Origin of the sequence: Loktanella sp. DJP18 (assembly GCF_049310965.1) — a bacterium.
GTDB lineage: Bacteria > Pseudomonadota > Alphaproteobacteria > Rhodobacterales > Rhodobacteraceae > Loktanella.
The window spans coordinates 1-25,750 of the sequence record NZ_JBMERN010000028.1 but is presented as its reverse complement, the minus strand read 5'-3'; the positions used below and the strand labels follow the sequence as shown (position 1 = coordinate 25,750).

General features: G+C 62.6%; 23 protein-coding genes and 1 tRNA gene. 5 read left to right on the top strand and 19 right to left on the bottom strand.

Annotation, left to right across the window (positions count from 1 at the left end):
* Nucleotides 1-31 precede the first annotated feature (31 nt).
* Entirely contained in the window at nt 32-808 is a 777-nt protein-coding gene (locus ACOI1H_RS10540; RefSeq protein ID WP_422437264.1) for an ion transporter, read from the top strand.
* Nucleotides 809-1,336: 528 nt separating this feature from the next.
* Here the strand turns inward: ACOI1H_RS10540 and dxs are convergent.
* The 6 genes from dxs to ACOI1H_RS10510 all read right to left on the bottom strand — a co-directional run bounded on the left by dxs (nt 1,337) and on the right by ACOI1H_RS10510 (nt 6,661).
* Nucleotides 1,337-3,250 carry a 1-deoxy-D-xylulose-5-phosphate synthase gene (dxs, locus tag ACOI1H_RS10535; protein WP_422437262.1) on the bottom strand — a complete coding sequence of 638 codons (1,914 nt, stop codon included), beginning with the start codon at nt 3,248-3,250 and terminating at the stop codon, nt 1,337-1,339.
* A 9-nt stretch (nt 3,251-3,259) separates the two neighbouring features.
* Nucleotides 3,260-4,126 (bottom strand): polyprenyl synthetase family protein, encoded by an 867-nt coding sequence (locus tag ACOI1H_RS10530; protein ID WP_422437260.1) that lies wholly within the window; start codon nt 4,124-4,126, stop codon nt 3,260-3,262.
* Nucleotides 4,123-4,362, bottom strand: coding sequence for an exodeoxyribonuclease VII small subunit (locus tag ACOI1H_RS10525; RefSeq protein WP_422437259.1), 240 nt, complete (start codon nt 4,360-4,362; stop codon nt 4,123-4,125). The genes ACOI1H_RS10530 and ACOI1H_RS10525 overlap by 4 nt, the downstream gene beginning before the upstream one ends.
* Nucleotides 4,343-5,284 carry a histone deacetylase family protein gene (locus ACOI1H_RS10520; RefSeq protein ID WP_422437258.1) on the bottom strand — a complete coding sequence of 314 codons (942 nt, stop codon included), beginning with the start codon at nt 5,282-5,284 and terminating at the stop codon, nt 4,343-4,345. The genes ACOI1H_RS10525 and ACOI1H_RS10520 overlap by 20 nt, the downstream gene beginning before the upstream one ends.
* A gap of 167 nt (nt 5,285-5,451) precedes the next feature.
* Nucleotides 5,452-6,159 carry a response regulator gene (locus tag ACOI1H_RS10515; protein WP_422437257.1) on the bottom strand — a complete coding sequence of 236 codons (708 nt, stop codon included), beginning with the start codon at nt 6,157-6,159 and terminating at the stop codon, nt 5,452-5,454.
* Complete coding sequence (locus tag ACOI1H_RS10510; RefSeq protein WP_422437255.1) at nt 6,149-6,661, bottom strand: MarR family winged helix-turn-helix transcriptional regulator; 513 nt, start codon at nt 6,659-6,661, stop codon at nt 6,149-6,151. The genes ACOI1H_RS10515 and ACOI1H_RS10510 overlap by 11 nt, the downstream gene beginning before the upstream one ends.
* Before the next feature lie 151 nt (nt 6,662-6,812).
* Between ACOI1H_RS10510 and ACOI1H_RS10505 the strand changes: the two genes are divergently transcribed.
* Entirely contained in the window at nt 6,813-7,682 is an 870-nt protein-coding gene (locus ACOI1H_RS10505) for a branched-chain amino acid aminotransferase (RefSeq protein WP_422437253.1), read from the top strand.
* Here the strand turns inward: ACOI1H_RS10505 and ACOI1H_RS10500 are convergent.
* The gene (locus ACOI1H_RS10500) at nt 7,658-7,870 is read right to left on the bottom strand and encodes a hypothetical protein (RefSeq protein WP_422437251.1); all 213 of its coding nucleotides are present in this window, start codon (nt 7,868-7,870) and stop codon (nt 7,658-7,660) included. The two genes, ACOI1H_RS10505 and ACOI1H_RS10500, sit on opposite strands and share 25 nt — an antisense overlap.
* 153 nt (nt 7,871-8,023) lie before the next feature.
* Between ACOI1H_RS10500 and ACOI1H_RS10495 the strand changes: the two genes are divergently transcribed.
* Nucleotides 8,024-8,938: a formate/nitrite transporter family protein gene (locus ACOI1H_RS10495; RefSeq protein WP_422437249.1), complete on the top strand. Its 915-nt coding sequence runs from the start codon at nt 8,024-8,026 to the stop codon at nt 8,936-8,938.
* 14 nt (nt 8,939-8,952) lie between these two features.
* On the opposite strand, the gene ACOI1H_RS10490 is transcribed toward ACOI1H_RS10495, so the two are convergent.
* The 11 genes from ACOI1H_RS10490 to ACOI1H_RS10440 form a co-directional block, all read right to left on the bottom strand.
* Entirely contained in the window at nt 8,953-9,876 is a 924-nt protein-coding gene (locus ACOI1H_RS10490; protein WP_422437247.1) for a DMT family transporter, read from the bottom strand.
* 44 nt (nt 9,877-9,920) lie between these two features.
* Complete coding sequence (locus ACOI1H_RS10485; RefSeq protein ID WP_422437246.1) at nt 9,921-10,898, bottom strand: phosphatase domain-containing protein; 978 nt, start codon at nt 10,896-10,898, stop codon at nt 9,921-9,923.
* 17 nt (nt 10,899-10,915) lie between these two features.
* The gene (locus ACOI1H_RS10480; protein WP_422437244.1) at nt 10,916-12,073 is read right to left on the bottom strand and encodes a PQQ-dependent sugar dehydrogenase; all 1,158 of its coding nucleotides are present in this window, start codon (nt 12,071-12,073) and stop codon (nt 10,916-10,918) included.
* Nucleotides 12,074-12,075: 2 nt separating this feature from the next.
* Nucleotides 12,076-13,110, bottom strand: coding sequence for a tRNA epoxyqueuosine(34) reductase QueG (queG, locus tag ACOI1H_RS10475; RefSeq protein ID WP_422437242.1), 1,035 nt, complete (start codon nt 13,108-13,110; stop codon nt 12,076-12,078).
* Nucleotides 13,111-13,227: 117 nt separating this feature from the next.
* A complete protein-coding gene (locus ACOI1H_RS10470; protein WP_422437240.1) occupies nt 13,228-13,893 on the bottom strand; it encodes a glutathione S-transferase family protein in 666 nt (221 codons plus the stop codon).
* A gap of 54 nt (nt 13,894-13,947) precedes the next feature.
* On the bottom strand, nt 13,948-14,676 hold the full coding sequence (gene mtgA, locus ACOI1H_RS10465) for a monofunctional biosynthetic peptidoglycan transglycosylase (protein WP_422437239.1): 729 nt from the start codon (nt 14,674-14,676) through the stop codon (nt 13,948-13,950).
* Nucleotides 14,677-14,767: 91 nt separating this feature from the next.
* Complete coding sequence (gltB, locus tag ACOI1H_RS10460) at nt 14,768-19,300, bottom strand: glutamate synthase large subunit (protein ID WP_422437238.1); 4,533 nt, start codon at nt 19,298-19,300, stop codon at nt 14,768-14,770.
* Nucleotides 19,287-20,009 (bottom strand): hypothetical protein, encoded by a 723-nt coding sequence (locus tag ACOI1H_RS10455; protein ID WP_422437237.1) that lies wholly within the window; start codon nt 20,007-20,009, stop codon nt 19,287-19,289. Before ACOI1H_RS10455 ends, gltB begins: the two co-directional genes overlap by 14 nt.
* Nucleotides 20,006-21,475, bottom strand: coding sequence for an NAD(P)-dependent oxidoreductase (locus tag ACOI1H_RS10450; RefSeq protein ID WP_422437236.1), 1,470 nt, complete (start codon nt 21,473-21,475; stop codon nt 20,006-20,008). The genes ACOI1H_RS10455 and ACOI1H_RS10450 overlap by 4 nt, the downstream gene beginning before the upstream one ends.
* Nucleotides 21,476-21,628: 153 nt before the next feature.
* Entirely contained in the window at nt 21,629-22,435 is an 807-nt protein-coding gene (locus ACOI1H_RS10445) for an undecaprenyl-diphosphate phosphatase (RefSeq protein ID WP_422437296.1), read from the bottom strand.
* 4 nt (nt 22,436-22,439) lie between these two features.
* Nucleotides 22,440-23,423 carry a complex I NDUFA9 subunit family protein gene (locus tag ACOI1H_RS10440; RefSeq protein ID WP_422437234.1) on the bottom strand — a complete coding sequence of 328 codons (984 nt, stop codon included), beginning with the start codon at nt 23,421-23,423 and terminating at the stop codon, nt 22,440-22,442.
* 156 nt (nt 23,424-23,579) lie between these two features.
* On the opposite strand from ACOI1H_RS10440, the gene ACOI1H_RS10435 reads away from it, so the two are divergent.
* A tRNA-Leu gene (locus ACOI1H_RS10435) sits at nt 23,580-23,665 on the top strand.
* Nucleotides 23,666-23,771: 106 nt separating this feature from the next.
* Here ACOI1H_RS10435 and ACOI1H_RS10430 read toward each other — a convergent pair.
* Nucleotides 23,772-24,317 (bottom strand): hypothetical protein, encoded by a 546-nt coding sequence (locus tag ACOI1H_RS10430; RefSeq protein WP_422437233.1) that lies wholly within the window; start codon nt 24,315-24,317, stop codon nt 23,772-23,774.
* 323 nt (nt 24,318-24,640) lie between these two features.
* Here ACOI1H_RS10430 and ACOI1H_RS10425 point away from each other — a divergent pair, with 323 nt between their 5' ends.
* Entirely contained in the window at nt 24,641-24,778 is a 138-nt protein-coding gene (locus ACOI1H_RS10425; protein WP_422437232.1) for a hypothetical protein, read from the top strand.
* Nucleotides 24,779-25,750 lie beyond the last annotated feature (972 nt).

The following is a 25,750-nucleotide window of genomic DNA, read 5'->3' as shown; positions in this document are numbered from 1 at the left end:
ATTTGACCAAGGCCCAAGACCGAAAGACGCCATGACCCTGCGCCAACGCCTCGCGAATGTCATCGACCGCCCTGCCTTCACCCGCTTCATCACGGCCGTCATCGTCTTCAACGCCGCCCTTCTGGGGCTAGAGACATCGGCGACCATCATGGCCGATGTGGGCCCGCTGATCCTGCTGCTCGATGCGGTCTGCCTTGCCATCTTCGCGGCAGAGATTGCGGCAAAACTTTTCGTGCAACGCAGCAGCTTCTTTCGCAACGGCTGGAACATCTTCGACTTCGTCGTCGTCGGCGTCGCACTGGTGCCGACCGGTCACGGCCTGTCGGTGCTGCGCGCCCTGCGCGTGCTGCGGGCCCTGCGCGTCATTTCGGTGGCACCCACCCTGCGCCGCGTCGTCGAAGGCTTTGTCGGCGCGCTGCCCGGCATGGCGTCGGTGTTCGTGCTGATGGGCATCATCTTCTACATCGCCGCCGTCATGGCGACGCAATTGTTCGGCACGGCCTTCCCCGACTGGTTCGGCACGCTGGGCCATTCCGCCTATTCGCTGTTCCAGATCATGACGCTGGAAAGCTGGTCGATGGGCATCGTGCGCCCGGTGATGGAGGTCTTCCCCTACGCCTGGGCCTTCTTCATTCCATTCATCCTTGTCACGACCTTCGCCGTCGTGAACCTGCTGGTCGGCCTGATCGTCAATTCCATGCAGGACGCCCATGCCGAGGAAGGCAACGCCGCAACCGACGCCTACCGCGACGAGGTCATGGCGAAACTTATTGCAATCGAGAAACGGTTGGAGGAAGGCCGGAGATAGGAATTAGATCGCCTCAAGGTCCGGTCAGCGGACTTTTCTGCCTTTCAATTGTTCCGACGCAACTCTATCTTTTGGCGACGTTCTGAAAAGGCAGATATTTCCGATGCTCAAGCATGTTGCCCTAGCGCTTTCGATGCTTTTTGAACGGTGTGCTGATTTTCTTGTTTGTCGTTCCATCGAAGCCGGACGTCATGAGGATGTCGTGCAAGGAAGCGAGGTCCGAGGTCTTAAATAAGCAAGCCACTGTCGCCTTCGCTTTGGAAAACAACGGATCATTCGTGACGACCCATGAATTCTTGCAGGCCAGCGATTACAGGCTTCGCAACATTGCAAACATCGACGGCCGGGTCACATTTGTTTATGTCGCCAATTCATATCCATAAACCTGTGGCTTTCATCTCCCGGCAATTGACGGCAGCATTCTCGGAGTACAGACGGACGCGTCGGTGCTTCCGTTAGTCACAGGCGTAAACTGAAAAGCACCGCAATCAATCGACAAAATGGGCTCGAAGCGGTTGGCACCGCGTCCTAGGCCCGCTTTCCGATCACGCCGACGCCCAGCACCTCCAGCACCTTGCGCTCGATGTCCGACGCATTCAGCCCTGCCGTCGCATACATGTCCGCTGGGCTGGACTGGTCGATGAAGGTGTCGGGCAGCACCATCGACCGAAACTTCAGGCCGTGGTCGAAAACTCCTTCCTCGGCCAGCAACTGCGCGACGTGAGAGCCGAAGCCGCCAATGGCCCCCTCCTCGATCGTGATCAGCGCGTCGTGGTCGGCGGCGAGTTTCAGGATCATGTCGCGGTCCAGTGGCTTGGCAAAGCGGGCGTCCGCGATCGTGGGCGTGATGCCCTTTGCGCCCAGCGCCTCGCAGGCCTGTTCGACCTCTTGCAGACGGGTGCCGAAGGACAGGATCGCCACCTGCTTGCCCTGTCGGATCATGCGGCCGCGACCGATCTCCAGTGGCTGCGCATCGACGGGAATTTCGACCCCGACCCCTTCGCCGCGCGGAAAGCGGAACGCGATGGGGCCAGAGTTGTGGCCGGCGGCGGTGACGACCATGCGGACCAGTTCCGCCTCGTCCGCGGCGGCCATGACGACGAACCCGGGCAGATTGGCAAGGAACGCGACATCGAACGACCCCGCATGCGTGGCACCGTCTGCGCCGACCAACCCCGCCCGGTCGATGGCAAAACGCACCGGAAGGCGCTGAATGGCAACGTCGTGGACGACCTGATCGTAACCGCGTTGCAGAAACGTGGAATAAAGCGCGCAGAACGGCTTCATCCCGCCTGCGGCAAGACCGGCGCAGAAGGTGACGGCGTGCTGTTCCGCAATGCCCACGTCAAAGCAGCGGCTGGCATAACGCGCCATGAATTTGTCGAGCCCGGTGCCGTCCGGCATGGCTGCCGTCACCGCAACGATCTTGTCATCTTTCGATGCCAGATTGATCAGCGCATCGGCAAAAACCGAAGTATAGGACGGCGCATTGCTTTTGGCCTTCTGTTGCTCACCGGTCAACACATCGAACTTGCTGCGCGCATGGCCTCGGTCGGCGGCGGCCTCGGCAGGTGCGAACCCCTTGCCCTTCTGCGTGATGGCGTGGATCAGGATCGGTCCGGCGGCACGTTCCTTTACCGTGCGCAGCACCGCAAGCAACTGGTCCAAATCGTGTCCGTCGATGGGACCGACGTAGGAAAATCCCAGCTCCTCGAACAGCGTCCCGCCGACGGTCATGTGCTTCAACAGGTCCTTCGCGCGCTTTGCCCCTTCGCGGAAGGGCGGCGGCAGGAACGATACGGCCCCCTTGGCCACGGCCTTCAGATCCTGAAACGGACCTTCGGCATAAAGCCGCGACAGATAGGACGACATCGCCCCCACCGGCGGCGCGATCGACATCTCGTTGTCGTTCAGGATCACGATCAAACGCTTGCCCAGATGGCCTGCATTGTTCATCGCCTCATAGGCCATGCCGGCGGACAAGGCCCCATCGCCGATCACGGCAATCGCGTCCCCCGGATCGCCGCCCAGATCGCGGGCTGTGGCAAAGCCAAGCGCAGCGGAAATCGAAGTGCTGGAATGGGCCGCACCGAAAGGATCGAACGGGCTTTCGCTGCGCTTGGTGAACCCCGACAAGCCATCCTTCATACGCAGGGTGCGGATGCGGTCGCGGCGTCCCGTCAGGATCTTGTGCGGGTAACTCTGGTGCGACACGTCCCAGATGATCTTGTCACGCGGCGCGTCAAAGACGGCGTGCAGCGCAACCGTTATCTCGATGACGCCAAGCCCTGCACCCAGATGCCCGCCAGTGCTGGCGACGGTCGCGATCGTCTCGGCCCGCAGTTCGTCCGCCAGCCGACGCAGTTGCCCATCCGACAGACCCTTCATGTCGGCGGGCAAATGCACCTTGTCGAGCGTCGGCGTGCTGGGGCGGTCGGTCATGGTCTGTCCTTACTTGTCGCGCGCAATGACGAAACGGGCGGCGTCGCGCAACGTTTCGGCGCGGTCACCATAGGGACTTAGGGCGTCGCAGGCCATGTCCACAAGATCGCCCGCGCGACGTTTCGCCCCCGCGAGCCCCAGCAGGGACACGAAGGTCGCCTTGCCCGCGGCCGCATCCTTGCCGACGGCTTTGCCGACAGCCCCGGCATCGCCGGTCTCGTCCAGGATGTCGTCGGCGATCTGGAACGCGAGGCCCAGCGCATCGCCGTATGCCTTCATTGGGGCCACGTCGACCTGCGCGATGCGCGGTCCGGCGCAGGCGGCCCAGGTGATCAGCGCGCCGGTCTTGCCCGCCTGCAAGGCTGTGATCTGGTCCAGCGTCAGCGGCGGGCCGCTTTCGGCGGCGATGTCCAGCGCCTGCCCCAGCACCATGCCCTGCGCGCCCGCCGCATGGGCCAGCGTCAGCGCAAGGTCGGCGCGGGCGGCATCCGGCACGCCGGACCCCACGGCACAGACCATCTCGAACGCCAGCGCCTGAAGCGCGTCACCGACCAGGATGGCCGTCGCCTCGTCCCATTTCCGATGCAATGTCGGCTGGCCGCGCCGCAGGTCGTCGTCGTCCATCGCAGGCAGGTCGTCGTGCACCAGCGAATAGGCGTGCATCGCCTCGATCGCTGCCGCAGCATGGCCGGCACGGTCACCCACGTCATGCAGCCGCGCACCTTCCAGCACGAGAAATGCACGCAGCCCCTTGCCGCCACGCACGGCATACAGCATCGCGTCGTGCAGCGGCACGTCCGGGACGGAGGTCAGGGAGAGTTCGATGATCCGCTGCGCGGTGGTGGCGTCCAGCGCCAGCCGGTTGGCAAAAGTCACGGGTCGAGCGGTGCCGTGCCCGCTGCCATCCCGTCCGGTCCGGTCGTGATCTTCGCGACCTTCTCCTCGGCCTCGGTCAGCTTCTTCTCGCACCGCTTCTTCAATGCGGCACCGCGTTCATACAGCGCGATGCTGTCGTCCAGCGCCACGTCGCCGCGCTCCAGCTTGCCCACGACCAGTTCCAGTTCGCGGATCGCTTCCTCGAACGTCATGTCTTCAACCGGCGTTTCTGGCATTGCTGCGCTCCCTCAACACGTTGACATGCGCGGCGGCGGACGCCCCCAGCGCGGGCAAGTCATAACCGCCCTCAAGACACGACACCACCCGCCCGGCGCAGTGTTTGTCGGCCAGATCGCAAAGCTGTGCAGTGATCCAGGCAAAATCATCCTCCACCAGCGCAAGCCCCGCCAGCGGATCGGCGCGGTGCGCATCGAACCCGGCCGAGATCAGGATCAGATCGGGCCGAAAGGCGTCGACCCGCGGCAGGATGTGTCGTTCCATCGCGACGCGAATCCCGCGCCCATCGGTGCCTTCGTCCAGCGGCACATTGACGACGTTGTCATCGACACCGGTTTCGTCGGCGGCCCCGGTGCCGGGATACAATGGGCTTTGGTGGGTCGAACAGAACAGGATGCGCGGATCGTCCTCGACCAGGTCCTGCGTCCCGTTGCCGTGGTGGACATCGAAATCCACGATGGCCACGCGTTTCAGCTCGTGGTGATCCAACGCATGTTTCGCCGCGATGGCGATATTGCCGAAAAAGCAAAACCCCATCGCAGTCGTGCGTTCCGCGTGATGGCCGGGCGGGCGCATCGCGACGAAGGCATTGCAGACCTCGCCGCCCAGCACCAGATCGACCGCGCGCACCGCACCACCGGCACAGCGCCAGACGGCGGACAGCGTGCCGCGCGACATGTGCGTATCCGCGTCCAACGCGACGAAGCCCCTATCGGGGGCGGCCCGCCGGATCGCGTCGATGTGGGATTTGGGGTGCACCCGCAACACGTCATCCTCTGCCGCGTGCGGCGCGGAGACGCGCAGCAGGTCCATGTCCTGCAACGCCCCCAGCACCGCATCCATCCGCGCCACCTGTTCCGGGTGGCCGGGCGGCGTCACATGGTCAAGGCAGTCGGGATGGGAAATCAGGGCTGTTTTCATTCCGCCACCAAACCGAAAGCCGCGGGGATCGACAAGGCATTTCATCTGGCCGATAAACTCCCGCCGGAGGCATCCGCGCCATCGACACGCGAGACGCTGGCGAGCAAGGTGTTTGTGCCCGCATCAAGGACCGGAAAAACCGCGCGCGCGTCGCGCGCCCTGTGCGGTCAGCCCTGATCGGGGGCCAACATGTATCCCGAACCGCGCACGGTCTGAAGGTAGCGCGGCTGCTTGGGGTCGGATTCGATCTTGCGGCGCAGGCGGGTGATCTGCACGTCCACGGCGCGTTCCTGCGTCTGCCCGCCAGAGCGGCTCAATTCCTCGACCAGTTCCAGCCGGGTCACAGGTTCATGCGGACGGGCCGAAAAGATGCGCATCAGCTGGCTTTCGGTCGCCGTGAGCCGCACGAGGCCGTCGTCCTGCCGCATCTCTCCCTTCGTGATGTCATAGCGGATCGGGCCAAGTTGCAGGATGGTCTGGGGAATGGGCTGCGCGGCGGCCTGTGGCACGCGCCGCAGGATCGCGTTGATCCGCAGCAACAGTTCCTTCGGTTCGAACGGCTTTGACAGGTAATCGTCGGCTCCGGCCTCAAGTCCCGCGATCCGGTCCTCGATCTCTCCCTTCGCGGTCAGCAGCAGGACCGGCGTGCCGGTGCGGTGCCGCAGGTCCCGACAGAAGGTGACGCCGTCCTCGCCCGGCATCATCACGTCGAGAACGATCAGATCGAAGGCCAGCCCCGACAGGATGCGCCGCGCATGGGCTGCGTCGCGCGCCGTCGTGACAAGGAAACCGGACCGCACGAGGAACTTGCGCAGCAATCCCCGGATACGTTCGTCATCGTCGACGATCAGCAGATGGGCGTCGTCACCGGCCATCGGGCTTGTCCACAAGTGCCAGATAGTGGTGCCGCATCTCATCGTCCATCATGGCCTCCAACACTTGCCGGAACCCGGCCACCGCGACCGGACCGGCGGCGCGGTAGGCACTGCGCATCCGGTCCCGCTGGGCGTCCGACAGGCTGCGTTCCAGCGTCGCACCCTTTTCGGTCAGGTGCAGATGCCGTTCCCGCTTGTCCCGGTCGCCCACGGTCGAAGACACAAGACCGTCAGCGATCAGGCTGCGCAACACACGATTCAGGGATTGTTTTGTAACACCGAGGATGGCCAGCAGGTTGTTCACCGTCGTTCCCGGGCTGCGGTGGATGAAGTGGATCGCCCGGTGATGCGCCCGGCCATAGGCCATGTCGGACAGGATGCGATCGGGGTCGGCGGTAAAGCCGCGATAGGCAAAGAACATCGCCTCGATCCCCTTGCGCAATTGTTCGTCGGTCAGGAACAGCAGCGCCTGACCCGAGGTGCCTTGCGGTGTCTGGTTCATGGCGCGCCCCTTGTCCCGTTTCGGCAGGACAATACGTCAGCCTTGTTGACATGACTAGTGTCAACTGGTAGCGATTCGACATAAAATGCGCAACATTATGTCCGAAACGGACTTAACGGCGATACAAATGCAAATCTGAAGGAGTTCGAGGATGGATGGCGCTTACGACGATCGCGACGGCAAAATCTGGATGGACGGCCAATTGGTCGAATGGCGCGACGCCAAGGTTCACGTTCTGACCCATGCCCTGCACTACGCCTCCTCCGTCTTCGAAGGCGAACGCTGCTACAACGGCAGGATCTTCAAGGATCGCGAACATGCAGAGCGGCTGCATTTCTCGGCCAACTGCCTTGACTTCGAGGTTCCCTATTCCGTCGATGACCTGATCGCCGCCAAGGCCGCGACGCTGCAGGCCAACGGCCTGACCGACGCCTATGTGCGCGCCTTTGCGTGGCGCGGTGCCGGGCCGGACATGGGTGTCGCATCCGCCCGCAACCCGGTCCGCACGGCGATCGCGGTCTGGTCCTGGGGCAACTACTATGGTGAAGCCAAGACCAAGGGCGCCAAGCTCGACATCGCCAAGTGGAAGCGCCCCTCACCCGAGACGATTCCGCATCAGGCCAAGGCTGCCGGTCTTTACATGATCTGCACCATGTCCAAGCACGCGGCCGAGGCGAAGGGCTGTTCCGACGCCATGATGTTCGACTATCGCGGCTATGTGGCCGAGGCGACCGGGGCAAACATCTTCTTCGTCAAGAACGGCGAAGTGCATACGCCGAAGCCGGACTGCTTCCTGAACGGCCTGACACGGCAGACCGTCGTGGGGATGTTGCGCGACAAGGGCGTCATCGTCCACGAACGCCACATCATGCCGGAAGAACTGGAAGGGTTCGAGCAGTGCTGGTTGACGGGAACCGCCGCCGAAGTGACCCCGGTGGGCCAGATCGGCGACTACAATTTCGAGGTCGGCCGGCTGACGCTCGACATCGCGTCGGATTACGAGAAGTTGGTCCGCGCCTGATCTTGGCGGGCGCGTTGGGGTCGCAGCAGGCCCGGCACGCGCCCGCTGACCTTTGCCCGTGACCGGGGCTGGTGCAGCATCTGCGTGATGGCCGGGTGACGACCGTTGTGCCGCGCGATGGTCAGGAATCGCCGCAAGCGCAGGCTGCTGTCGGTGGTGTGGTCGGTATCGACGATGTGTCTGGTCATTGTGATATCCTCCTGCATCTATCCTAACCTGAAAAGCCCGTTTGGGCAAAATCACGATTTTCGGTTCGCATTGAACGGCGGAAGCCAGCCAAGTGCTTGACTTGACGCAATCCTGGCCTGCGCCACCTTATGGCAAAGAACACGAGGACCGCCATGCCCGCCGAGACCGAATCCAAAATCCGCCGCAAAGTCGAAGAAAACGAATCCCGGCGGCAGCAGGCTGAATCCGAACGCAAGGAACAGGAAACCAACGAGCCCGACGAGGAAGAGGCCGTCCGCGAGGCATCGCACCTCTCGGCCAAACTGGTCTATCAGGTCGTGCGCCGCGAGGGTGACGAGGAGTTGCGCCGCCCGCGCACCTCATTGTTCTGGTCGGGTGTCGCGGCCGGTGTCTGCATCAGTTTTTCCGTGATCGGAGAAGCACTGTTCAAGACTTACCTGCCCGACACGACATGGCTGCCCCTGATCGAGAGCCTTGGCTACACCCTCGGGTTCCTCATCGTCATCGTTGGACGGATGCAGCTGTTCACCGAAAACACGCTGACGACCGTCCTGCCCCTGCTTGCGCGGCCAAGCCTTTACAATTTGTGGTGCGTTGCACGGCTTTGGGCGATCGTGCTGGGTGCCAACGTCATCGGCTGCTTCATCGCCGCCGCCTTCATTGCCTGGATGCCGACGTTTGAACCAGACATCCTGGCCAGCATCACCGAGATCAGCAAGCACGCAACGGAGCACGGGGCATGGATCGGTTTTGCCAAGGCCGTGCCAGCGGGCCTGCTGATCGCGGCGCTGGTCTGGATGCTCGCGGCAGGAGAGCAGGACAACCTCGTCATCATCATCGTGATGACCTGGCTGATCGCCGCCGGCGGATTCACCCATATCATCGCCGGCTCGGTCGAGATGGCCTATCTGTTGCTGATCGGCGAACTCGGACTCATGGCGGCAATCTTTAGCTTCTTCATCCCCGTGTTTCTGGGCAACGTCGTGGGCGGCACACTGGTCTTTGGCCTGATTACCTGGGGACAAGTGCGTGAGGAAGTCCGCGACGCCAATGACAAGGCAAGCTGATCGCGCGAAGCCCGTCAGTTGTGACCGACGGTCCCGGTGACCTTGCGCTGCCGCGCCCGTTTCAGGCCCAGATGCCGTTCGCGCAGAATGATCATAACACCTGCTGCGATGACGATGGTCGCACCGACGATCATCGTGACCGTCGGCACCTCGTCGAAGACGAAATACCCCACGATGAGCGCCAGGATCATCGAAGTGTAATCGAACGGCGCCACAAGCGATGCATCGGCAAAGCGGTAGCTGGAGGTCAGGAAGATCTGACCGATCCCACCCAGCAGGCCCGCCATGACCAGCATGACCCAGGCTGACAACGACGGCACGGCCCAGCCCCAAGGCAGCGTCAGCAATGACAGGCATGTCGCCGTCACCGAGAACCAGAACACGATGGCTGCGGTATCCTCGGTGAACACCAGCTTGCGGACAAAGACCTGTGCCAAGGCGGCACAGACCGCCCCCATCAGCATCAGCACGGCCCCCAGCGTCTGCGCATGATCCGTCTGTGCGCTGATGGAAAACCGGGGGCTCAGGACGATCAGCACCCCGATCAGGCCCAACGCCACCGCGGACAGGCGAAAGGCGCGCACCTCTTCATTCAGGAACATCGCGGCAAAGATGACCACCAGCAGCGGTGCCGCATAGCCGATCGCCGTGACCTCTGGCAGCGGCAGCAGCCCCAGACCGGCGAATCCCAGACCCATCGCCGACGTGCCGACCAAGCCCCGCCAGACGTGACCCATCGGGTTCGCCGTCTTCCAGCCATCGCGCAACTCGTGCCGCATCGCCAGCCAGCCGACGATGATCGGCAAGGCAAAGAAACTGCGAAAGAAGACCGCCTGCCCCGGCGGAACCTCGCCGGACGCCGCCTTGATCAGCGACGACATGGCGACGAAGATCATGACAGAGACGATCTTGTAGGAAATCCCGCGAAGCGGCTGCATGGCGACGCCCTTTTGCCCGCACCCTAGGCCGGTGTCGTGGCGGGTTAAACCCCACTCGGCCCGGTGCTGGACAGTTCCGCCAGTGCGGCATGAAAATTCGTGTCTAGGCTGACCGGTATGCCAAGGCTGCGCAGCCGTTCCGCCTGCAGCCGATCGTCAGCGTCTGCACCGCCGCCCGGCGTGCGCAGAATCACCCGTGCGACGCGCCCCGGATGCCTGACCGCCGCGTCCGCATAGATTTTGGCGTCATGCTGTCCGGTATCTCCGATCAGCACCAACGGCAGGTCGGGATGCGCCGCGGCAATCCGGTCGATGGCGCTGCCCTTGTGATCGCCATGCCGTCCAGTGATGAACTGATCGTCGCCAAAGCCATAGTCGCGCAGGAATTTCGGTGCCTCGGGCAGCCCCGCACGCCGAAAGACATCGTCAAGGAAACCGTGAAAGTTCCACGGAGAAGAGCTGACGAAATAAACCGGGTTACGTCCATCCGCGGCCAATCCCCGGATCAAGGCCACGGCATCGTCGAACACCTCGCGGCTGGCCACGCTGCCGGTGAAGGATGTCCAGAGATTGCGCAGCGTCGACCACGCTCCCGTGTGCATCATCGTGTCATCGATGTCCGAAATGACCGCCCATCGTGCATCGCGCCGCGCCACAAGGACCGGGCAGATCGCGCTCTGGCCGGGAATCGCGACGGCGACATTCACCCAGCCTGATTGGTCGCCGCGGGGCGTGAGCAGGGTAAAATATCCCTCGGCGTCCGTGACGGCGGAACAGGAACCGGACCTGACCGTCACCTCCGCCACCTCATGCGTCGCGAACAGACGGAACATCTGGCGGGCATTGGCAAGCTTGCTTTGCCCGTCGATCTTCTCGATCTCGCGCGCGGCCAGAACCCGGCCCCGCGCAATCAGGTGTTCGGTCGTCGCATAGCCGCCATAAGGCTCGATCGACAGCTTTTCGAGGTTGCCTTGAAAGAACACACGCTCCGCCGCGACCTCCACGATCGCGGCGGCCCGCATGAGGCGACGGCCTATCATCACGCGCCGGGCGTCACGCGCAGGATCTGGCCGGGATCGGCATCGATCAGGATCATCAGATCGCCGTCATCCAGCACCTCGACGTCGCGGATGCGCCCGACATCCTGCAACAACCGCTCCTCGCCGGTGACGGTGTCGCCATCCAGGCGAAGACGGGTCAAAGACCCGGGGTTCAGGCCGGCGATCAGCAGATCGCCCTGCCAGTCTGCGTAATCGCCATCATAGAAGGCGATGCCGCCCGGCGCGATCACCGGGTCCCAGTAGTAGACGGGCTGTTCCATCCCCTCCATCGCAGACTCGCCGGACCCGACCGGGCTGCCGTCGTAGTTCTCACCGTAAGAGATGACGGGCCAGCCATAGTTCAGACCGGCTTGCGGACGATTCAACTCGTCGCCGCCCGCCGGACCGTGCTCCAAGGTCCAAAGCGCGCCGTCGGGCCCGATCGCTGCGCCCTGCACATTGCGGTGACCATAGGACCAGATGCTGTCCACCCCGTCCTGACCCACGAAGGGATTGTCCTGCGGGACGGTGCCATCGGCATTCAGCCGGATAACCTTGCCGTAGGTGGTCTCCACGTCCTGTGCCAACTGGCGGTTCGCTTCGGTGAAATGCTCTCCGGTGGTGACGTAGACCATTCCGTCATCTGTCGGCACGACGCGGCTGCCGTAGTGCATGTAGATTTCCGATGGCGGGTCCTGAACAAAAATGTCCTGCACGTCCGTCAGGCTATTGCCATCCAGCACGGCGCGCGCGGCCGCCGTCACGGTGCCACCCTCCACGCCCTTGGCGTAGGTCAGGTAGATCACACCGCTGGAGGCAAAATCAGGGGCGATCGCGACGTCCAGCAGACCCCCCTGCTCCTCGGCATCGACCTCTGGCACGCCACTGATCGGATCGGACAAGGTGCCATCCGCCGCCACGCGCCGCAGGGTGCCAGGCCGCTCTGTCACAAGGAACGACCCATCCGGCAGTGCGGCGATCCCCCAGGGATTGGCAAGACCGTCGGCAAATGTCTCGACGGTGACGGATGTCTCGGGCAAGGCCTGCGCGCGGGTCTGTGACTCGGTCGCGGGCGTGAAATCGGTATTTGCGGGACCCTGTTCCACCTGCGCGCAGGCAAGAGTCGGGATCAGGGTCAGGATTGCAGCGGTGCGCATGGTTAGTCCTCCGTCAGGCGTTGCATGGCCCAGCAGGCGGCATCGGCCACCGCCGGGTCGGCGTCTGTCATCAACGGGGTCAACACTTGCGACAGCGACGGGTTCCCACTGTTGCCGATCGCGTAGCAGACGTTGCGCACGAACCGGTCCCGCCCGATCCGCTTGATCGGCGACCCGGAAAACCGCGCCCGAAAGCCGGCATCATCCAGCGTCGCGAGGTCAGCCAGCGACGGGGCGCGCAAGTCCTCCCGCGCTGCAAGCCGCGCGTCACGCCCTGCGACGGCGAATTTATTCCAGGGACAGACCGCCAGACAGTCATCGCAACCGTAGATGCGGTTGCCCATCATGGCGCGCAGGTCCATGTCCACCGGCCCCCGGTGTTCGATCGTGAGGTAGGAAATGCAGCGCCGCGCATCCAGTTGAAAGGGTGCGGGAAATGCCCGCGTCGGGCAGATGTCGAGGCAGGCCGTGCAGCTGCCGCAATGCTCTGCCTCGGGCGCATCCGGCTCCAGTTCGACTGTCGTGAAGATCGCGCCAAGAAACACCCAGTTCCCCAGATCGCGCCCCAGCAGGTTGGTGTGCTTGCCTTGCCATCCCAGCCCGGCCGCCTGGGCCAGCGGCTTCTCCATCACCGGAGCGGTGTCGACGAAGACCTTGATCTCCGCGCTCGGTGCCTGTTCGATCAGCCAGCGTCCCACGACCTTCAGCCGTTTCTTGACCACATCGTGATAATCGCGCCCCTGCGCGTAAACCGATATTGCGGCCCGGTCCCGCTGCGCCAGCACATCCAAGGGGTCCACATCCGGCGTATAGCTCTCTGCCAACATGATGACCGACCGCGCCTCGGGCCAAAGGGCAGAGGGATCGCCGCGCCATCCCATGCGTTCGGCCATCCAGCCCATCTGCCCGTGCCGTTCGTCAGCGACAAAGGTGGCCAGACGTCCGGCGGCATCCGGAATGGCATCGGGCCGGCACACCCCGACTTTCGCAAAACCCGACGTCAGGGCAAAATCGACAAGATCCTCCTTCAGACCCATCTTTCATCCGAACCCAAATATTTCGGGGTCGCCGGCGGTCCGCCACTGGTCCGAGGGCCAGCCGGCGACGGCAGAGCCCCGAAAAGGGGTGGGTGGGCGGGCCCACCCACCCTCACCTCAAAAATCGAGGTTCGCATAATGCGACGGCGGCAGGAAACCCGGCACCTGGTCGGCCAGCAACGACCGGAACGACGGACGCGACTTGATCTTCGCATACCAGTCCTTCACCACCTCCGACCGGTTCCAGTCCACGTCAGAGATGTAGTCGAGACAGGACAACTGCGCCGCCGCCGCGAAATCCGCGAGCGTCATCTCGTTCCCCGCCAGCCAGCGGCGATGTTCGAGCAATTCGGTCATGTAATCCAGATGAAACCGCATCGCACGGCTTCCGGCCTTCACGTTGGTGCTGTCGGGGTATCCCGTGCCCATCACCTTGCGGAACACCCGTTCACCCAGCAGCTTTTGCGTGCAGTCGGAGTAGAACTTGTCGTCGAACCAGCCGATCAGCCGCCGCACCTCGAACCGCCCGTCGGCGTCGCGCGGCATCAGCGGCGGATTGGGGTGGGTCTCTTCAAGATACTCGCAGATCGCGACGCTTTCGCTCATCAGCTTGTTGCCCAGCCGCAGGATCGGCACCTTGCCCGCCGGGTTGCGCCGCAAGAAGTCGCTGTCCTGCTCCCAATACCGTTCTTCGATCAACTCCACCTCGATCCGTTTCTCGGCCAGGCTCAACCGGACCTTGCGCGAAAACGGTGACAACGGGAAGTGATAGAGGCGGTTCATGGATCAACTCGCTTTACGGGAACAGGTCTTCAATGCCGCACCTTGGACCTGCATTCAACTCTCGAAACAGGTGGCGCGGCCATCGGCCTGGATCGTTGCCGCACCGTCAAGGATACTGGCCGACCGCCTGCGCTGCGCTGTCGTCGGATTGGCCGCATCACGGCCTTTCGGATCGGGCAGCACCATCGCCAGCCGTGCCGCCTGCACCGCCGACAAGTCGGCGGCATCGACGCCGAAATAATGCCGGGCGGCGGCCTGCACGCCGAAGACACCCCGCCCGAATTCCGCGACGTTCAGGTAGAGTTCAAGAATGCGGCGCTTGCTCCACAGGGCTTCGGTCAGCGGGGTCCAGACCGCCTCCAGCGCCTTGCGTGTCCAGTTGCGCCCCTGCCAGAGAAAAACGTTCTTGACCACCTGCTGCGAAATGGTCGAGGCACCGCGATCGCCCCCTGCCGCCAGCGCCGCCCGGATTGCCGTGACGTCAAGACCCCAGTGCAGGCAGAAATTCGCATCCTCTGCCGCCACGACGGACCGCACCATCACCGGCGCGATGTCCGACAGGCTGACCCAGTCCTGAGTGACGCCGCCGGTCCTGCGGCCCTCAGCGAACATGTAGGGCGTCGTGGGCGGATTGATCACCCGGTAAAGCAACGTCACCAGCAGAACGGCTGCCAGAACCCCCAGCAAGCCGCGCCACAGAAGTCGGCCCAGCCGCAACTTGCGGCGCGCGGGCGGCACCTCTGCGCTGCGTGATCTTCTGCGGGGTTTCGCCATGGCGCTCATAAGTCACGGGGACCGGGCCGGGGTCAAGATTGCGGACAGGAAAACACCCCGTCGTGGCCTGCACGACGGGGTGTCATTCAGGTGCCACGGATCACTCTGCCGGGATCGCCTGCTCTTCGTGGCTCAGCGGAGCCTTGAGGTGCTTGAGCATCTCGATCGGGCAGACCTGAAGGAAGTGGGCCTTTTCGCTTTGCCAATGTTGCAGGATGTCGCGCGCCTTGCGGCTTCCTGTCTCGGCGGCGTGGCGTTCGATCAGGGTCTGCAACTGGGTTTCCCAATGATCCACCGTGACCGGACAGGTCACCAGCGATTCCATGTTGATCAGTTCGGCCGCCTGCCCGTCGGGATCGTGGATATACGCCATCCCGCCGGTCATGCCCGCGCCGAAGTTCGCACCGATGGTTCCCAGGATCACCGCAACGCCGCCGGTCATGTATTCGCAACCGTTGGTGCCGCAGCCCTCGATCACCACATGCGCACCAGAATTGCGCACGGCAAACCGCTCGCCCGCGCGGCCGGCGGCAAACAGATAGCCCTTGGTCGCGCCATACAGCACCGTGTTGCCAATGATCGTGTTCTCGGACGCGACCAGCGGGCTTTGCATCTGCGGTCGCACGACGATGGTGCCGCCCGACAGGCCCTTGCCGACATAGTCGTTGGCATCGCCCGACACTTCCAGCTTCAGCCCGTGGACCGCAAAGGCCCCCAGCGACTGCCCAGCCGATCCGCGCAGCTTCACCGTCAGGTGATCGTCCTGCAGGTCGTTGTTCATGCCGAACCGCTTGACGATATGGCTCGACGTGCGGGTGCCGATGGTGCGCAAGGTATTTTGCACGGCGTATTCCAGCTGCATCTTCTCGCCGTCCTTCAGGAAGCGTTCGGCATCCTTCACGATCTCGACGTCCAGCGTATCCAGCACGACGTTGCGCGGCTGATTGCGATCATACTTGATCTTCGACGCGCCATCGACGGTGATCAGCAGCGGATTCAGGTCAAGATCATCGAGGTGCGCCGACCCCCGCGATACCTGCGTCAGCAGGTCCGCACGGCCAATGACCTCCTGGATCGACCGCGCCCCGATGGAGGCAAGGATTTCCCGCACTTCCGTCGCGTAGAAGGTGATCAGGTTCACGACCTTGTCGGCGTTGCCCACGAACTTTTCGCGCAGGGCCGGGTCCTGCGTGCAGACGCCCACCGGGCAGGTATTCGATTGGCATTGGCGCACCATGATGCAGCCCATGGCAATCAGGGCGGCTGTGCCGATGCCGTATTCCTCGGCCCCCATCATCGCGGCCATGACGATGTCGCGGCCGGTGCGCAGGCCACCATCCGTGCGCAGCGTGATCCGCTCGCGCAGGTTGTTCATGGCAAGAACCTGATGCGCCTCGGTCAGACCCATCTCCCACGGCAGGCCGGCATATTTGATGCTGGTCGCGGGGCTGGCGCCCGTGCCGCCGTTGTGGCCCGAGATCAGGATCACGTCGGCCTTGGCCTTGGCCACACCCGCCGCGATGGTGCCGACGCCAGAGGACGCCACCAGCTTGACCGTGACCTTGGCGCGCGGGTTGATCTGCTTGAGGTCGTAGATCAGCTGCGCAAGATCTTCGATGGAATAGATGTCGTGGTGCGGCGGCGGCGAGATCAGCGTGACACCCTTGGTGGAATGGCGCAGCCGGGCAATCAGGTCGGTGACTTTCATGCCGGGCAATTGTCCACCCTCGCCGGGCTTGGCACCCTGTGCCACCTTGATTTCAAGCTCTTCGCAGGCGCTCAGGTATTCCGCCGTGACGCCAAAGCGACCGGACGCGACCTGCTTGATCTTGGCGGACGGGTTGTCGCCGTTGGGTTCCGGGTGGAAATGCGCAGGGTCTTCGCCGCCCTCGCCAGAGTCGGATTTCGCACCGATGCGGTTCATCGCGACGTTCAGCGTCTTGTGCGCCTCGGGCGACAGCGCCCCCAGCGACATGCCCGGCGTCACGAACCGCTTGCGGATGGACGTGATGCTTTCGACCTCCTCAATGGGGATCGGCTTGCCCATCGGCTTGATCGCCAGCAGATCGCGCAGGTGGATCGGCGGATTCGACTGCATCGCCTTGGAGAATTGCTGCCACATCGCATAGGACGATTTTGCGCAAGCCGCTTGCAACATGTGCATGGTCTGCGCTTCCCAAGCGTGCTTTTCACCGGAACGCCGCGCCTTGTAGAAGCCGCCGATGGGCAGGACCTGATCGGTCTGCCGCCAGCCGTGGGCGTGAACCTCTTCCAATTTGGACTGAATGCCGTTGATGCCGATGCCGGAAATGCGGCTTTGCATGCCGGGGAAGTATTCGGCGACCATGGCACGCGACAGGCCCACTGCCTCGAAGTTCAGGCCACCGCGATAGGACGACAGGACGGAAATGCCCATCTTCGACATGATCTTCAGCAAGCCCGCGTCGATGGCGGCGCGGTAGCGGCCGACAGCCTCGGTCAGGGTGCCATCGACCAGGCCCCGGTTCACGCGGTCGGCGATGCTGTCCTGCGCGAGGTAGGCGTTCACCGTCGTCGCGCCGCAGCCGATCAGCACGGCGAAATAGTGCGGGTCGATGCATTCCGCAGAGCGCACGTTGACCGAACAGAAGGTCCGCAAACCATTGCGCGTCAGACCTGAATGGACCGCACTGGTCGCCAGGATCATCGGCATGGCGACGCGCGTTTCGGATTGATGCTGGTCGGTCAGCACGAGGTGCCCGGCACCAGAGCGCACGGCATCCTCTGCCTCTGACCGGATGCGTTCCAGCGCATGGGCCAAAGCGTGGTCGCCCGGCGCGAAGGTGCAGTCGATGACCGCAACCGTGTCACCGAAATGGGTCATCATCTCGTCGAATTCGGCGTTGGCGACGAAGGGGCTTTCCAGCACGAGGATTTCGGTCTGGCTGCTGTCCTCGTCCAGCACGTTCTTGAGGTTGCCGAACCGCGTCTTGAGGCTCATCACCCGGCTTTCACGAAGCGAGTCGATCGGCGGGTTCGTGACCTGGGAAAAGTTCTGCCGAAAGAAGTGCGACAGCGGGCGGAACGTCGTGGACAACACGGCAGACGGCGTATCGTCGCCCATTGAGGCGATCATTTCCTTGCCGTCTTCGGCCATCGGGGCCAGCACCTGCTCCAGCTCCTCGATCGTATAGCCGGCGGCGCGCTGCCTGCGGCGCAGCACTTCGCCCGCAAACAGCGCCTTTTCCGGCACGTTCTTCAGCAGGTCGGACAGCTCCACGACCTTTTCCACCCAAGCCCCGAAGGGCTGGGCGACGGCAAGTTTGTTCTTGAGTTCCGTGTCGTGATACAGCCGCCCTTCGGCCATATCGACGGCGATTATCTGGCCGGGGCCAAGGGCGCCCTTTTCGACCACGGTTGCCTCGTTCACCGGGACCATCCCGACCTCGGATCCTGCGACCAGCAGACCGTCGCCGGTCACCACATAGCGCAGCGGACGCAGACCGTTGCGGTCAAGACCGCCGCAGACCCAGCGTCCGTCCGTCATGGCCAGCGCAGCGGGGCCGTCCCAGGGTTCCATCACTGCGTTGCAGTAACCATACATGTCCTGCCAGCTTTGCGGCATTTCGGCCTGCTGCTTGGACCATGCCTCGGGTACCAGCATCGTCTTGGCCATCGGCGCGTTGCGCCCGGCGCGGACCAGCACTTCGAACACGGAATCGAGAGCCGCCGAGTCGGAGGCACCGCCCGGAATGATCGGCTTGATATCGCCCGCAGCCTCTCCGAACGCCGACGAGGCCATGCGGATTTCGTGGCTGCGCATCCAATTGATATTGCCCTTGAGCGTGTTGATTTCGCCGTTGTGGGCCAGCATGCGGAACGGCTGGGCGAGCGACCACTGCGGAAAGGTGTTGGTGGAATAACGCTGGTGATAGATCGCAAAGGCGCTCTCGAACCGCTGGTCCATCAGATCGGGGTAAAACACGGCGACCTGCTCGGCCAGCATCATGCCCTTGTAGATGATCGACCGGGTGGACAGGGAACAGATGTAGAAGCCCGTGACGCCGGCGGCGATCACGGCCTTTTCGATCCGGCGACGGATGATGTAAAGTTCACGCTCGAACTGTTCCTCGTCGATCTGACCTTCGCAGCGGATCAGGATCTGTTCGATCTCGGGCCGGGTGGCGTTGGCCTTTTCCCCCAGCACGTCGTTGTTCACCGGCACATGGCGCCAGCCGTAGATCCAATGCCCCATGCGCAGCACTTCGGATTCCACGATGGTCCGACAGCGCTCCTGCGCCGCGAAATCGGTGCGCGGCAGAAAGACCTGGCCGACGGCGATGCGGTCGCTTTCATGCGGTTCATGCCCGGTGCGGCGGATCTGGTCCTGAAAGAAGGCCTTGGGAATCTGGACGTGAATCCCGGCCCCGTCACCGGTCTTGCCATCCGCGTCGACGGCGCCCCGGTGCCAGACGGCCTTCAGCGCGTTGATGCCCTTTTCCACGACATCGCGCGACGCCTCGCCCTTGATCGACACGACAAGCCCGACCCCGCAAGAGGCGTGCTCGTCCTCTTCGCGGTACAGGCTGTGTTCGGCCATCCACTGACGCTTGGCTTCTTCGGCGGCAACCCAGGTTTCGTCATAGGTGGTCATTGGAAATCTCCTTTTGGGTCACGGGAGGGGCGGACGACAGGACCGCGCCGCAGTCGAATTTCGTATTGGCAGACAGAAAGCCCGTTTCGCCCGGATAGATGAACTCCACAGGGCTGTCATTCTTGTCGAAGGGGCCGTCCGGCACGGTGACGGTGCCGGTGCCGCCGATGAAGGTGCGCCAGTCCGCGTTGACGAATTCGTTGCCCGCCGACGACCACAGCTCTGTGCCGTCAGCACCATAGGCGGTGATCTCGTAGGCCGTTTGTTGCAGGGCCACGTCGTCGATGGTGACGATCTGGCCGGTCAGGCGATCTTCTCCAACGTAGCGGGTCGTCCCGACCTCGTCCGAGGTGGTTTCGAAATCATAGCGGTCGACACCCTTTTCCAGCAGTTCGGACAGCGACGCCGGGTCGGCGGGCGCGTCCGCCAGCTCTTCGCCGTGCCCGATCAGGGGATAGAAGCTGGCGAGCCACTGCGACTCGCGGTCGGTCGTGCCGACGTAGGTCAGACCCTCTTCGCCCAGACTGACGCGCCGCTTGACCCCCTCGGGATCGCCAGCGCAGGTGAAATGATGCTCGACCGAACAACTGCGGCTTTGGATCGTGACGAAGGCATCGCAGCCCTGCGGCAGCGCAAAGGTGTCGGCGGCCATCGCAGGGCCACCGCACAGGATCGCAAGGGCGACCGGGGACAGCTGCCCCCGGATCATTCCGCCGCCACCGCGTCGGTTTGGGACAGGTAATCAAGGATCGCAGTCGCACAATCGCGCCCGTCCTTGATCGCCCAGACCACGAGGCTCGCGCCGCGGACGATGTCGCCGGCGGCGAAGACACCGTCAAGCGACGTGCGGCCCGTGGTGAAATCCGCCTTGACCGTGCCCCAGCGCGTGACCTCCAGCCCGTCGACACCCCAGAGTGTCGGCAGGTCCTCTGGCTCGAACCCCAGCGCCTTGATGACGATGTCGGCCTCTTCGACATAGTGGGCGCCGTCGATCAGCTCGGGGCTTTGACGGCCCGTCACGTCAGGCTGGCCAAGGCGCATCTTGTCGACGACCACACCGCGCAGCGGTCCAGAGATCGCGCGGTCGTCGTTCAGGTTCGCGGCATCGTCGACGAACATCTTCGGCGATGACAGCCAGACGAACTCGACGCCTTCCTCTTCGGCGTTCTGCACTTCACGTTGCGAACCGGGCATGTTGTTGCGGTCGCGCCGGTACAGGCATTTGACCGAAGTGGCACCCTGCCGGATCGCCGTGCGCACACAGTCCATCGCGGTATCGCCGCCGCCGATGACGACGACGCGCTTGCCTGCGGCGTTCAATTCTCCGCTGGTGAATTCTGCCACATCATCGCCGAAGCCCACACGGTTCGATGCGGTCAGATAGTCGATGGCACGGACGATGCCGTCAGCCTCGGCCCCCGGATGATCCAATTCGCGCGTCTTGTAGACGCCGGTGGCGATCAACACGGCGTCATGCTTGCCCCGGATCGCGTCGAACGAGATGTCTTCGCCCACGTTGCAGTTCAGCACGAATTCGACGCCGCCATCCTCCAACTGCGCCATGCGCTGCATGACGACGTCCTTTTCCAGCTTGAAGCCAGGGATGCCGTAGGTCATCAGGCCGCCGCCACGGTCATAGCGATCATAGACCGTGACCTGCACGCCTTGCCGCCGCAGCATGTCGGCCGCCGCCAGACCGCCGGGACCGGCGCCGATGATGCCGACGCTTTCCGTCCTCTCTATATGGGGGCGGATCGGCTTGACCCAGCCCTCTTCAAATGCGGTGTCCGTGATGTATTTCTCGACCGCCCCGATGGTGACGGTGCCGTGGCCCGATTGTTCGATGACGCAATTGCCTTCGCACAGGCGGTCCTGCGGGCAGATGCGGCCACAGATTTCCGGAAAGGTGTTGGTCGCCTGACTGATCTCGTAGGCTTCTTGCAGACGACCTTCGGCAGTCAGGCGCAACCAGTCCGGGATGTTGTTCTGAAGCGGGCAATGCGATTGGCAATACGGCACGCCGCACTGGCTGCATCGGCTGGACTGCTCTGCCGCCTTGGCGTCCGCGTACTCGCGATAGATTTCATGGAAATCTTCTGTCCGGACCACGGCACTGCGCTTTTCCGGCATGTCCCGACCAACGGTGGTGAACTTCAGCATCTTTTGACCGGTCATCGACTTCTCCATCCTCGCGTTGACGACCTTTTACGGGGCGTCCACGATAATGAAAAGGCAGCAATGCTGACCTATAACCAGCTATTTAATCGGCAGTCGCACTACACCGGCAAAAATATGCGCATTTTAGGTCAGCAATTGTTACCTAAATTATCAAAAGCCCAACGAGAGCGCGACGAAGGCAACTGAGCCGGCGATGATTCGCCACCATCCGAACAGGGCGTAGCCATGCCGACTGACGAAACCCAGAAGCCAGCGGACCACCAGAACCGCACTGATGAAGGCACAGATCAGACCGATCGCGATCTCATTCACCGCCCCGGCATCCAGAACATCGCGGTTCTTGAAGATATCATAGGCGAAGGCCCCCGCCATCGTCGGCAACGACAGGAAAAAGCTGAACTCTGCCGCAGCCCGCTTGCTGGCCCCCAGCATCAGGGCACCGACGATGGTAGCTCCTGACCGTGATACACCGGGGATCATCGCAAGGCACTGGATGAACCCAAGCATCAGCGACATGCGGACGGGAAACGTTGTCGCATCGTGGTGGCGCGGCGCAGGCGCAATCCGGTCCACGAACAGCAGCACGATGCCGCCCAATACCAGCATGACGGCAATCAGGCGCGGTGTCTCGAACAGCACCGTCTTGATGAAATCATGTGCCAGCACCCCGATCACGACGGCGGGCAGGAACGCCACCAGTACGGACAGGATGAACCGACGGGCCGCCGGGTCATGGGGCGCATCGCGAAACACCCGCCACAGTTTGCCAAAGTATATCGTCAGCAGCGCCAGCACGGCACCAAGCTGGATCACCACCTCGAACGTCTTGCCGGCGCTGTCGAAACCCAGAAAATGCCCGGCCAGCAGCAAATGGCCAGTCGAAGACACCGGTATGAATTCCGTCAGCCCCTCGATCAGGCCGAGGAACGCGGCGACGAGGGTCGTCTGAATATCCATCACGTCAGGACTGTTTCAAATTCTTCGCGCTGTCCTTGATCGCCGCATACTGCCCCGAGGGCCGAAACCGCCACAAATAGTCGGGCAACACGGACGACATCGGCGTCGGCACAAGTCCAAGGTCCGCAAAGCCGCGGGCACCGTCGGCTACGACATTGTCGACCGCCAGATTGCGGACCTGATCGGTGGTCAGCGGCGGCGTGAAAAGGCCCAGCGTTAGCGCCTTCGCCACACCAAAGCCCGCGGCCATGCCACGCGCGGCAAAGAACGGGATGTTGAGGATGATCCGCTTGCGCTGCACGACACCCAGCATTAGTTTCATCAGGTCCCGAAACGTCGCGATGTCCGGCCCGCCCAGTTCATAGACGCCGTGAACGGTGTGATCGTCCAGCGCCACCACCACCGCGGCAGCGACATCATCGACAAAGACCGGCTGGAACCGTGTGTCGGCCCCCACGACCGGCAGAACCGGACCCATCCGCGACATGCCTGCAAACCGGTTGAAGAATTCATCCTCTGGACCAAAGACGACTGACGGCCGCAGGATCACGGCACCGGGCATATGCTTTGTCACCTCTGCCTCGCCCAGCGCCTTTGTGCGGGCATATCCGCTGGAAGCGTCCGCGTCGGCACCGATGGCAGAAATCTGGACCATGCGGGACACACCTTCCGCACTGGCGATGCGGGCGATCCGGCCCGGTGCCTCGGCCTGCACGGCGCTAAACGTGTTCTTGCCGCTTTCCGCCAATACGCCGACGCAGTTGACCACCGCATCCGCCCCGCGTGTCACGTTACGCACGGAATCGTCGTCACGGACGTTGCAAAAGACCGGCTCGACCTGACCGACAACACCGTAAGTGCGCACGAAGCCCGCCTCTTCTGGCGTGCGGCAGGCAACACGGATGCGCCAGCCGTCCTTCGCCAGACGCCGGGCGATGTAGCGTCCGACGAAACCGGAACCGCCGAAAATCGTGACAAGCTTGGTCATTTGGGGCCTCTTTCGCTGTTGAACGGGGTTTAGACCCGCGCCCTGTGGCAGACAAGCCGAAACGCCGCCCACGCTCCCGCGACGAATTATCAAAGGCCCGTGAAATTCGCGTTGACAGTCCCCGGTGCTGCCTCTAAATCGCCCCTCACGACACCTGCCCAGGTGGCGGAATGGTAGACGCGCTAGCTTCAGGTGCTAGTGTTCGCAAGGACGTGGAGGTTCGAGTCCTCTCCTGGGCACCACTTAAATCCAAATATATGTTTTAAAACAATTGTTTGGGCTAAGTAGTCGGACTTCAATCCCCCTTTGTGCCCCCCTCGCCGCGTTTGGTAGTCTAGTTAACTGCGGTTATTTTAACAGCCGTAGCCAATCCATCGTTGCGCCCAGCGCCCGCGCCTCTAGTTCATCGTATTGCGCCTCCAGCCTCTGATAGGTTGCACGGTGCATGTGCTTGGGCCTTCCCCAATCCGATCCATTGAAAATACCGGGTGGCCAGTCGAGCCGTTCGCGCAGCTTGTCCGCTTGCCGCACGGTCCTGTCACGTCGGCTTTCGTTCTCGGATGGATAGGCCAAGCCGTGACAGTGGCGACAGGCAAAGACGGTGCCGCCGTAGAGTGTCGCAACGCGCCGTCCGCAGCCACGCGCTGGGCACAGGAACCACGCGCGCGTGCCGCCCAGGTGGCAACGGGTGCGGTCGATCTGGACAGGGTATTTCATATCCTGCCAATCGCCGCCGGTCGATCTTGACCGATACGACAGCACCACATGGCCCTCCGCCGCCGTCACATTGATATCGCCCGTCCTGTGCCCCGCGCGTGACCAAATGAAAGAACAGGTGCCGCCGCCGTCCAGCCAGCCATCGGTCGCCAGTTTGCCGATAGGCAAGGCCCGCATGTGGTCAACCGTAACGCGCGTTCTCCATCGCATGTGTGTGCCGCTGCCTATGCCGCCCATCTATTCACCCCTATTATATCCAAATCGATTGGGAATTTAGCACTTTTTCGTCCGCGACGGACGTTGAGAGCCTGCCTTCGACAGGACCAGGACCCGCTCTGAGCCCTAGTTTTTCAGCGCAATCAAATCACCGGCCTGCTGTCGGTTGTGCAAAATAAGGCAGAAAAGTGTCGTCGATGCGGCGATTCCATGTTGACTCACGGCTTTAAGAAATCACAACTAGTTTTGTGTTTTCAGCCCATGACTGACGAAAGGAGCTCGTAATGTTTGCGACACGCTTACTTTTTCTGAGTCTGTTGTTTGGGGCTATGGCAGCTTGTGCGCCGGTGCCCGATCTGCGTGGTTTTTCAGCAGAACCATACCCTTCAGTGCCATTTGTTTTCAGCGAAATCGGCCTTTGATCTGAGAGCTTACAAGTTCTCAAGCGCGAGTGATGCGGCATAGTCGTCGACCGTAAGAGCCTCTACCAACGCGCAGGCTAATAACTGACCGACGCCACTTGGCTACACTGCTAAGGGCGGGTCCCGTCATGCTGTCGGTGCCCATACCACTGATGTTGCCGCGTGGTGATTGCTCTGACTAACCCGAATGTTTCTCAAGTCGTCACTGACAGACCCCCACCCCGATTTGTGAGCCCGTCTGACGGCAAACGAATGATGGTTCAGGGTGGTTGTAAGAGGCCGGACGTTTAAATGTTAGGGTGGTATGGCGGCGCTCAATTCGCAACCGAATTGCGAAGAGCGCCACCTAACTTATCCAAGACATCCCTCCCAAGCTGTCTTGTCTAATCTAACGTAGCTAACCCATCTGGACGCGTCGCCACTCCAAATGCGTAAATTGCTAATCTGGTTGAACTTACGTTTCATAATGCTGCCGCATTGTCGTGTCATATGACCTGCGTTCAGAGTCGCATCGTTCTACGATGTCGCATGAATAAGTCACGCCATGCGGCGGTTGTCCTGTCCCGGATTCCCAATGCCGTCGTATGGTGTGCGCCTCATGCCGGTTGGAGTTTTATTCGTCGACGTTCAACGCCGATATCGTAGTTGCCTGGCAGACCTCGATGTCAAATGCACTGGCCTAGGTTCCGTTCGCAAGTAACTAAGTCGGTGCAGCAGTTATTCTTAGAAATTTTCTTCTCGGGGGCGGTGTTGAGGTCGGCACGTTAGGGAGCGCGCCAAGCCGAATCGGTATCCAGATGGCTGGTCAAGACTGAAGGCACAGAAAGTTGCTAAATAGCGGGGGCGACCTGAAAGTCTGGAGCTGATTATCTAGGGACCGATGCCAGACCCAAAAAACGCACATCCACAATTCAGGGGTTTTGGTCTCGCTGCCGAAGCCTTCGCCGCCCCGTTCAAACCAACAGCCTATGG

Coding starts and splice junctions, on each gene's coding strand:
- ACOI1H_RS10540 (WP_422437264.1), top strand. CDS start 32: ATGACCCTGCGCCAACGCCTCGCGAATGTCATCGACCGCCCTGCCTTC.
- dxs (WP_422437262.1), bottom strand. CDS start 3,250: ATGACCGACCGCCCCAGCACGCCGACGCTCGACAAGGTGCATTTGCCC.
- ACOI1H_RS10525 (WP_422437259.1), bottom strand. CDS start 4,362: ATGCCAGAAACGCCGGTTGAAGACATGACGTTCGAGGAAGCGATCCGC.
- ACOI1H_RS10520 (WP_422437258.1), bottom strand. CDS start 5,284: ATGAAAACAGCCCTGATTTCCCATCCCGACTGCCTTGACCATGTGACG.
- ACOI1H_RS10515 (WP_422437257.1), bottom strand. CDS start 6,159: ATGGCCGGTGACGACGCCCATCTGCTGATCGTCGACGATGACGAACGT.
- ACOI1H_RS10510 (WP_422437255.1), bottom strand. CDS start 6,661: ATGAACCAGACACCGCAAGGCACCTCGGGTCAGGCGCTGCTGTTCCTG.
- ACOI1H_RS10505 (WP_422437253.1), top strand. CDS start 6,813: ATGGATGGCGCTTACGACGATCGCGACGGCAAAATCTGGATGGACGGC.
- ACOI1H_RS10500 (WP_422437251.1), bottom strand. CDS start 7,870: ATGACCAGACACATCGTCGATACCGACCACACCACCGACAGCAGCCTG.
- ACOI1H_RS10495 (WP_422437249.1), top strand. CDS start 8,024: ATGCCCGCCGAGACCGAATCCAAAATCCGCCGCAAAGTCGAAGAAAAC.
- ACOI1H_RS10490 (WP_422437247.1), bottom strand. CDS start 9,876: ATGCAGCCGCTTCGCGGGATTTCCTACAAGATCGTCTCTGTCATGATC.
- ACOI1H_RS10485 (WP_422437246.1), bottom strand. CDS start 10,898: ATGCGGGCCGCCGCGATCGTGGAGGTCGCGGCGGAGCGTGTGTTCTTT.
- ACOI1H_RS10480 (WP_422437244.1), bottom strand. CDS start 12,073: ATGCGCACCGCTGCAATCCTGACCCTGATCCCGACTCTTGCCTGCGCG.
- queG (WP_422437242.1), bottom strand. CDS start 13,110: ATGGGTCTGAAGGAGGATCTTGTCGATTTTGCCCTGACGTCGGGTTTT.
- ACOI1H_RS10470 (WP_422437240.1), bottom strand. CDS start 13,893: ATGAACCGCCTCTATCACTTCCCGTTGTCACCGTTTTCGCGCAAGGTC.
- mtgA (WP_422437239.1), bottom strand. CDS start 14,676: ATGAGCGCCATGGCGAAACCCCGCAGAAGATCACGCAGCGCAGAGGTG.
- gltB (WP_422437238.1), bottom strand. CDS start 19,300: ATGACCACCTATGACGAAACCTGGGTTGCCGCCGAAGAAGCCAAGCGT.
- ACOI1H_RS10455 (WP_422437237.1), bottom strand. CDS start 20,009: ATGATCCGGGGGCAGCTGTCCCCGGTCGCCCTTGCGATCCTGTGCGGT.
- ACOI1H_RS10450 (WP_422437236.1), bottom strand. CDS start 21,475: ATGACCGGTCAAAAGATGCTGAAGTTCACCACCGTTGGTCGGGACATG.
- ACOI1H_RS10445 (WP_422437296.1), bottom strand. CDS start 22,435: ATGGATATTCAGACGACCCTCGTCGCCGCGTTCCTCGGCCTGATCGAG.
- ACOI1H_RS10440 (WP_422437234.1), bottom strand. CDS start 23,423: ATGACCAAGCTTGTCACGATTTTCGGCGGTTCCGGTTTCGTCGGACGC.
- ACOI1H_RS10430 (WP_422437233.1), bottom strand. CDS start 24,317: ATGCGGGCCTTGCCTATCGGCAAACTGGCGACCGATGGCTGGCTGGAC.
- ACOI1H_RS10425 (WP_422437232.1), top strand. CDS start 24,641: ATGTTTGCGACACGCTTACTTTTTCTGAGTCTGTTGTTTGGGGCTATG.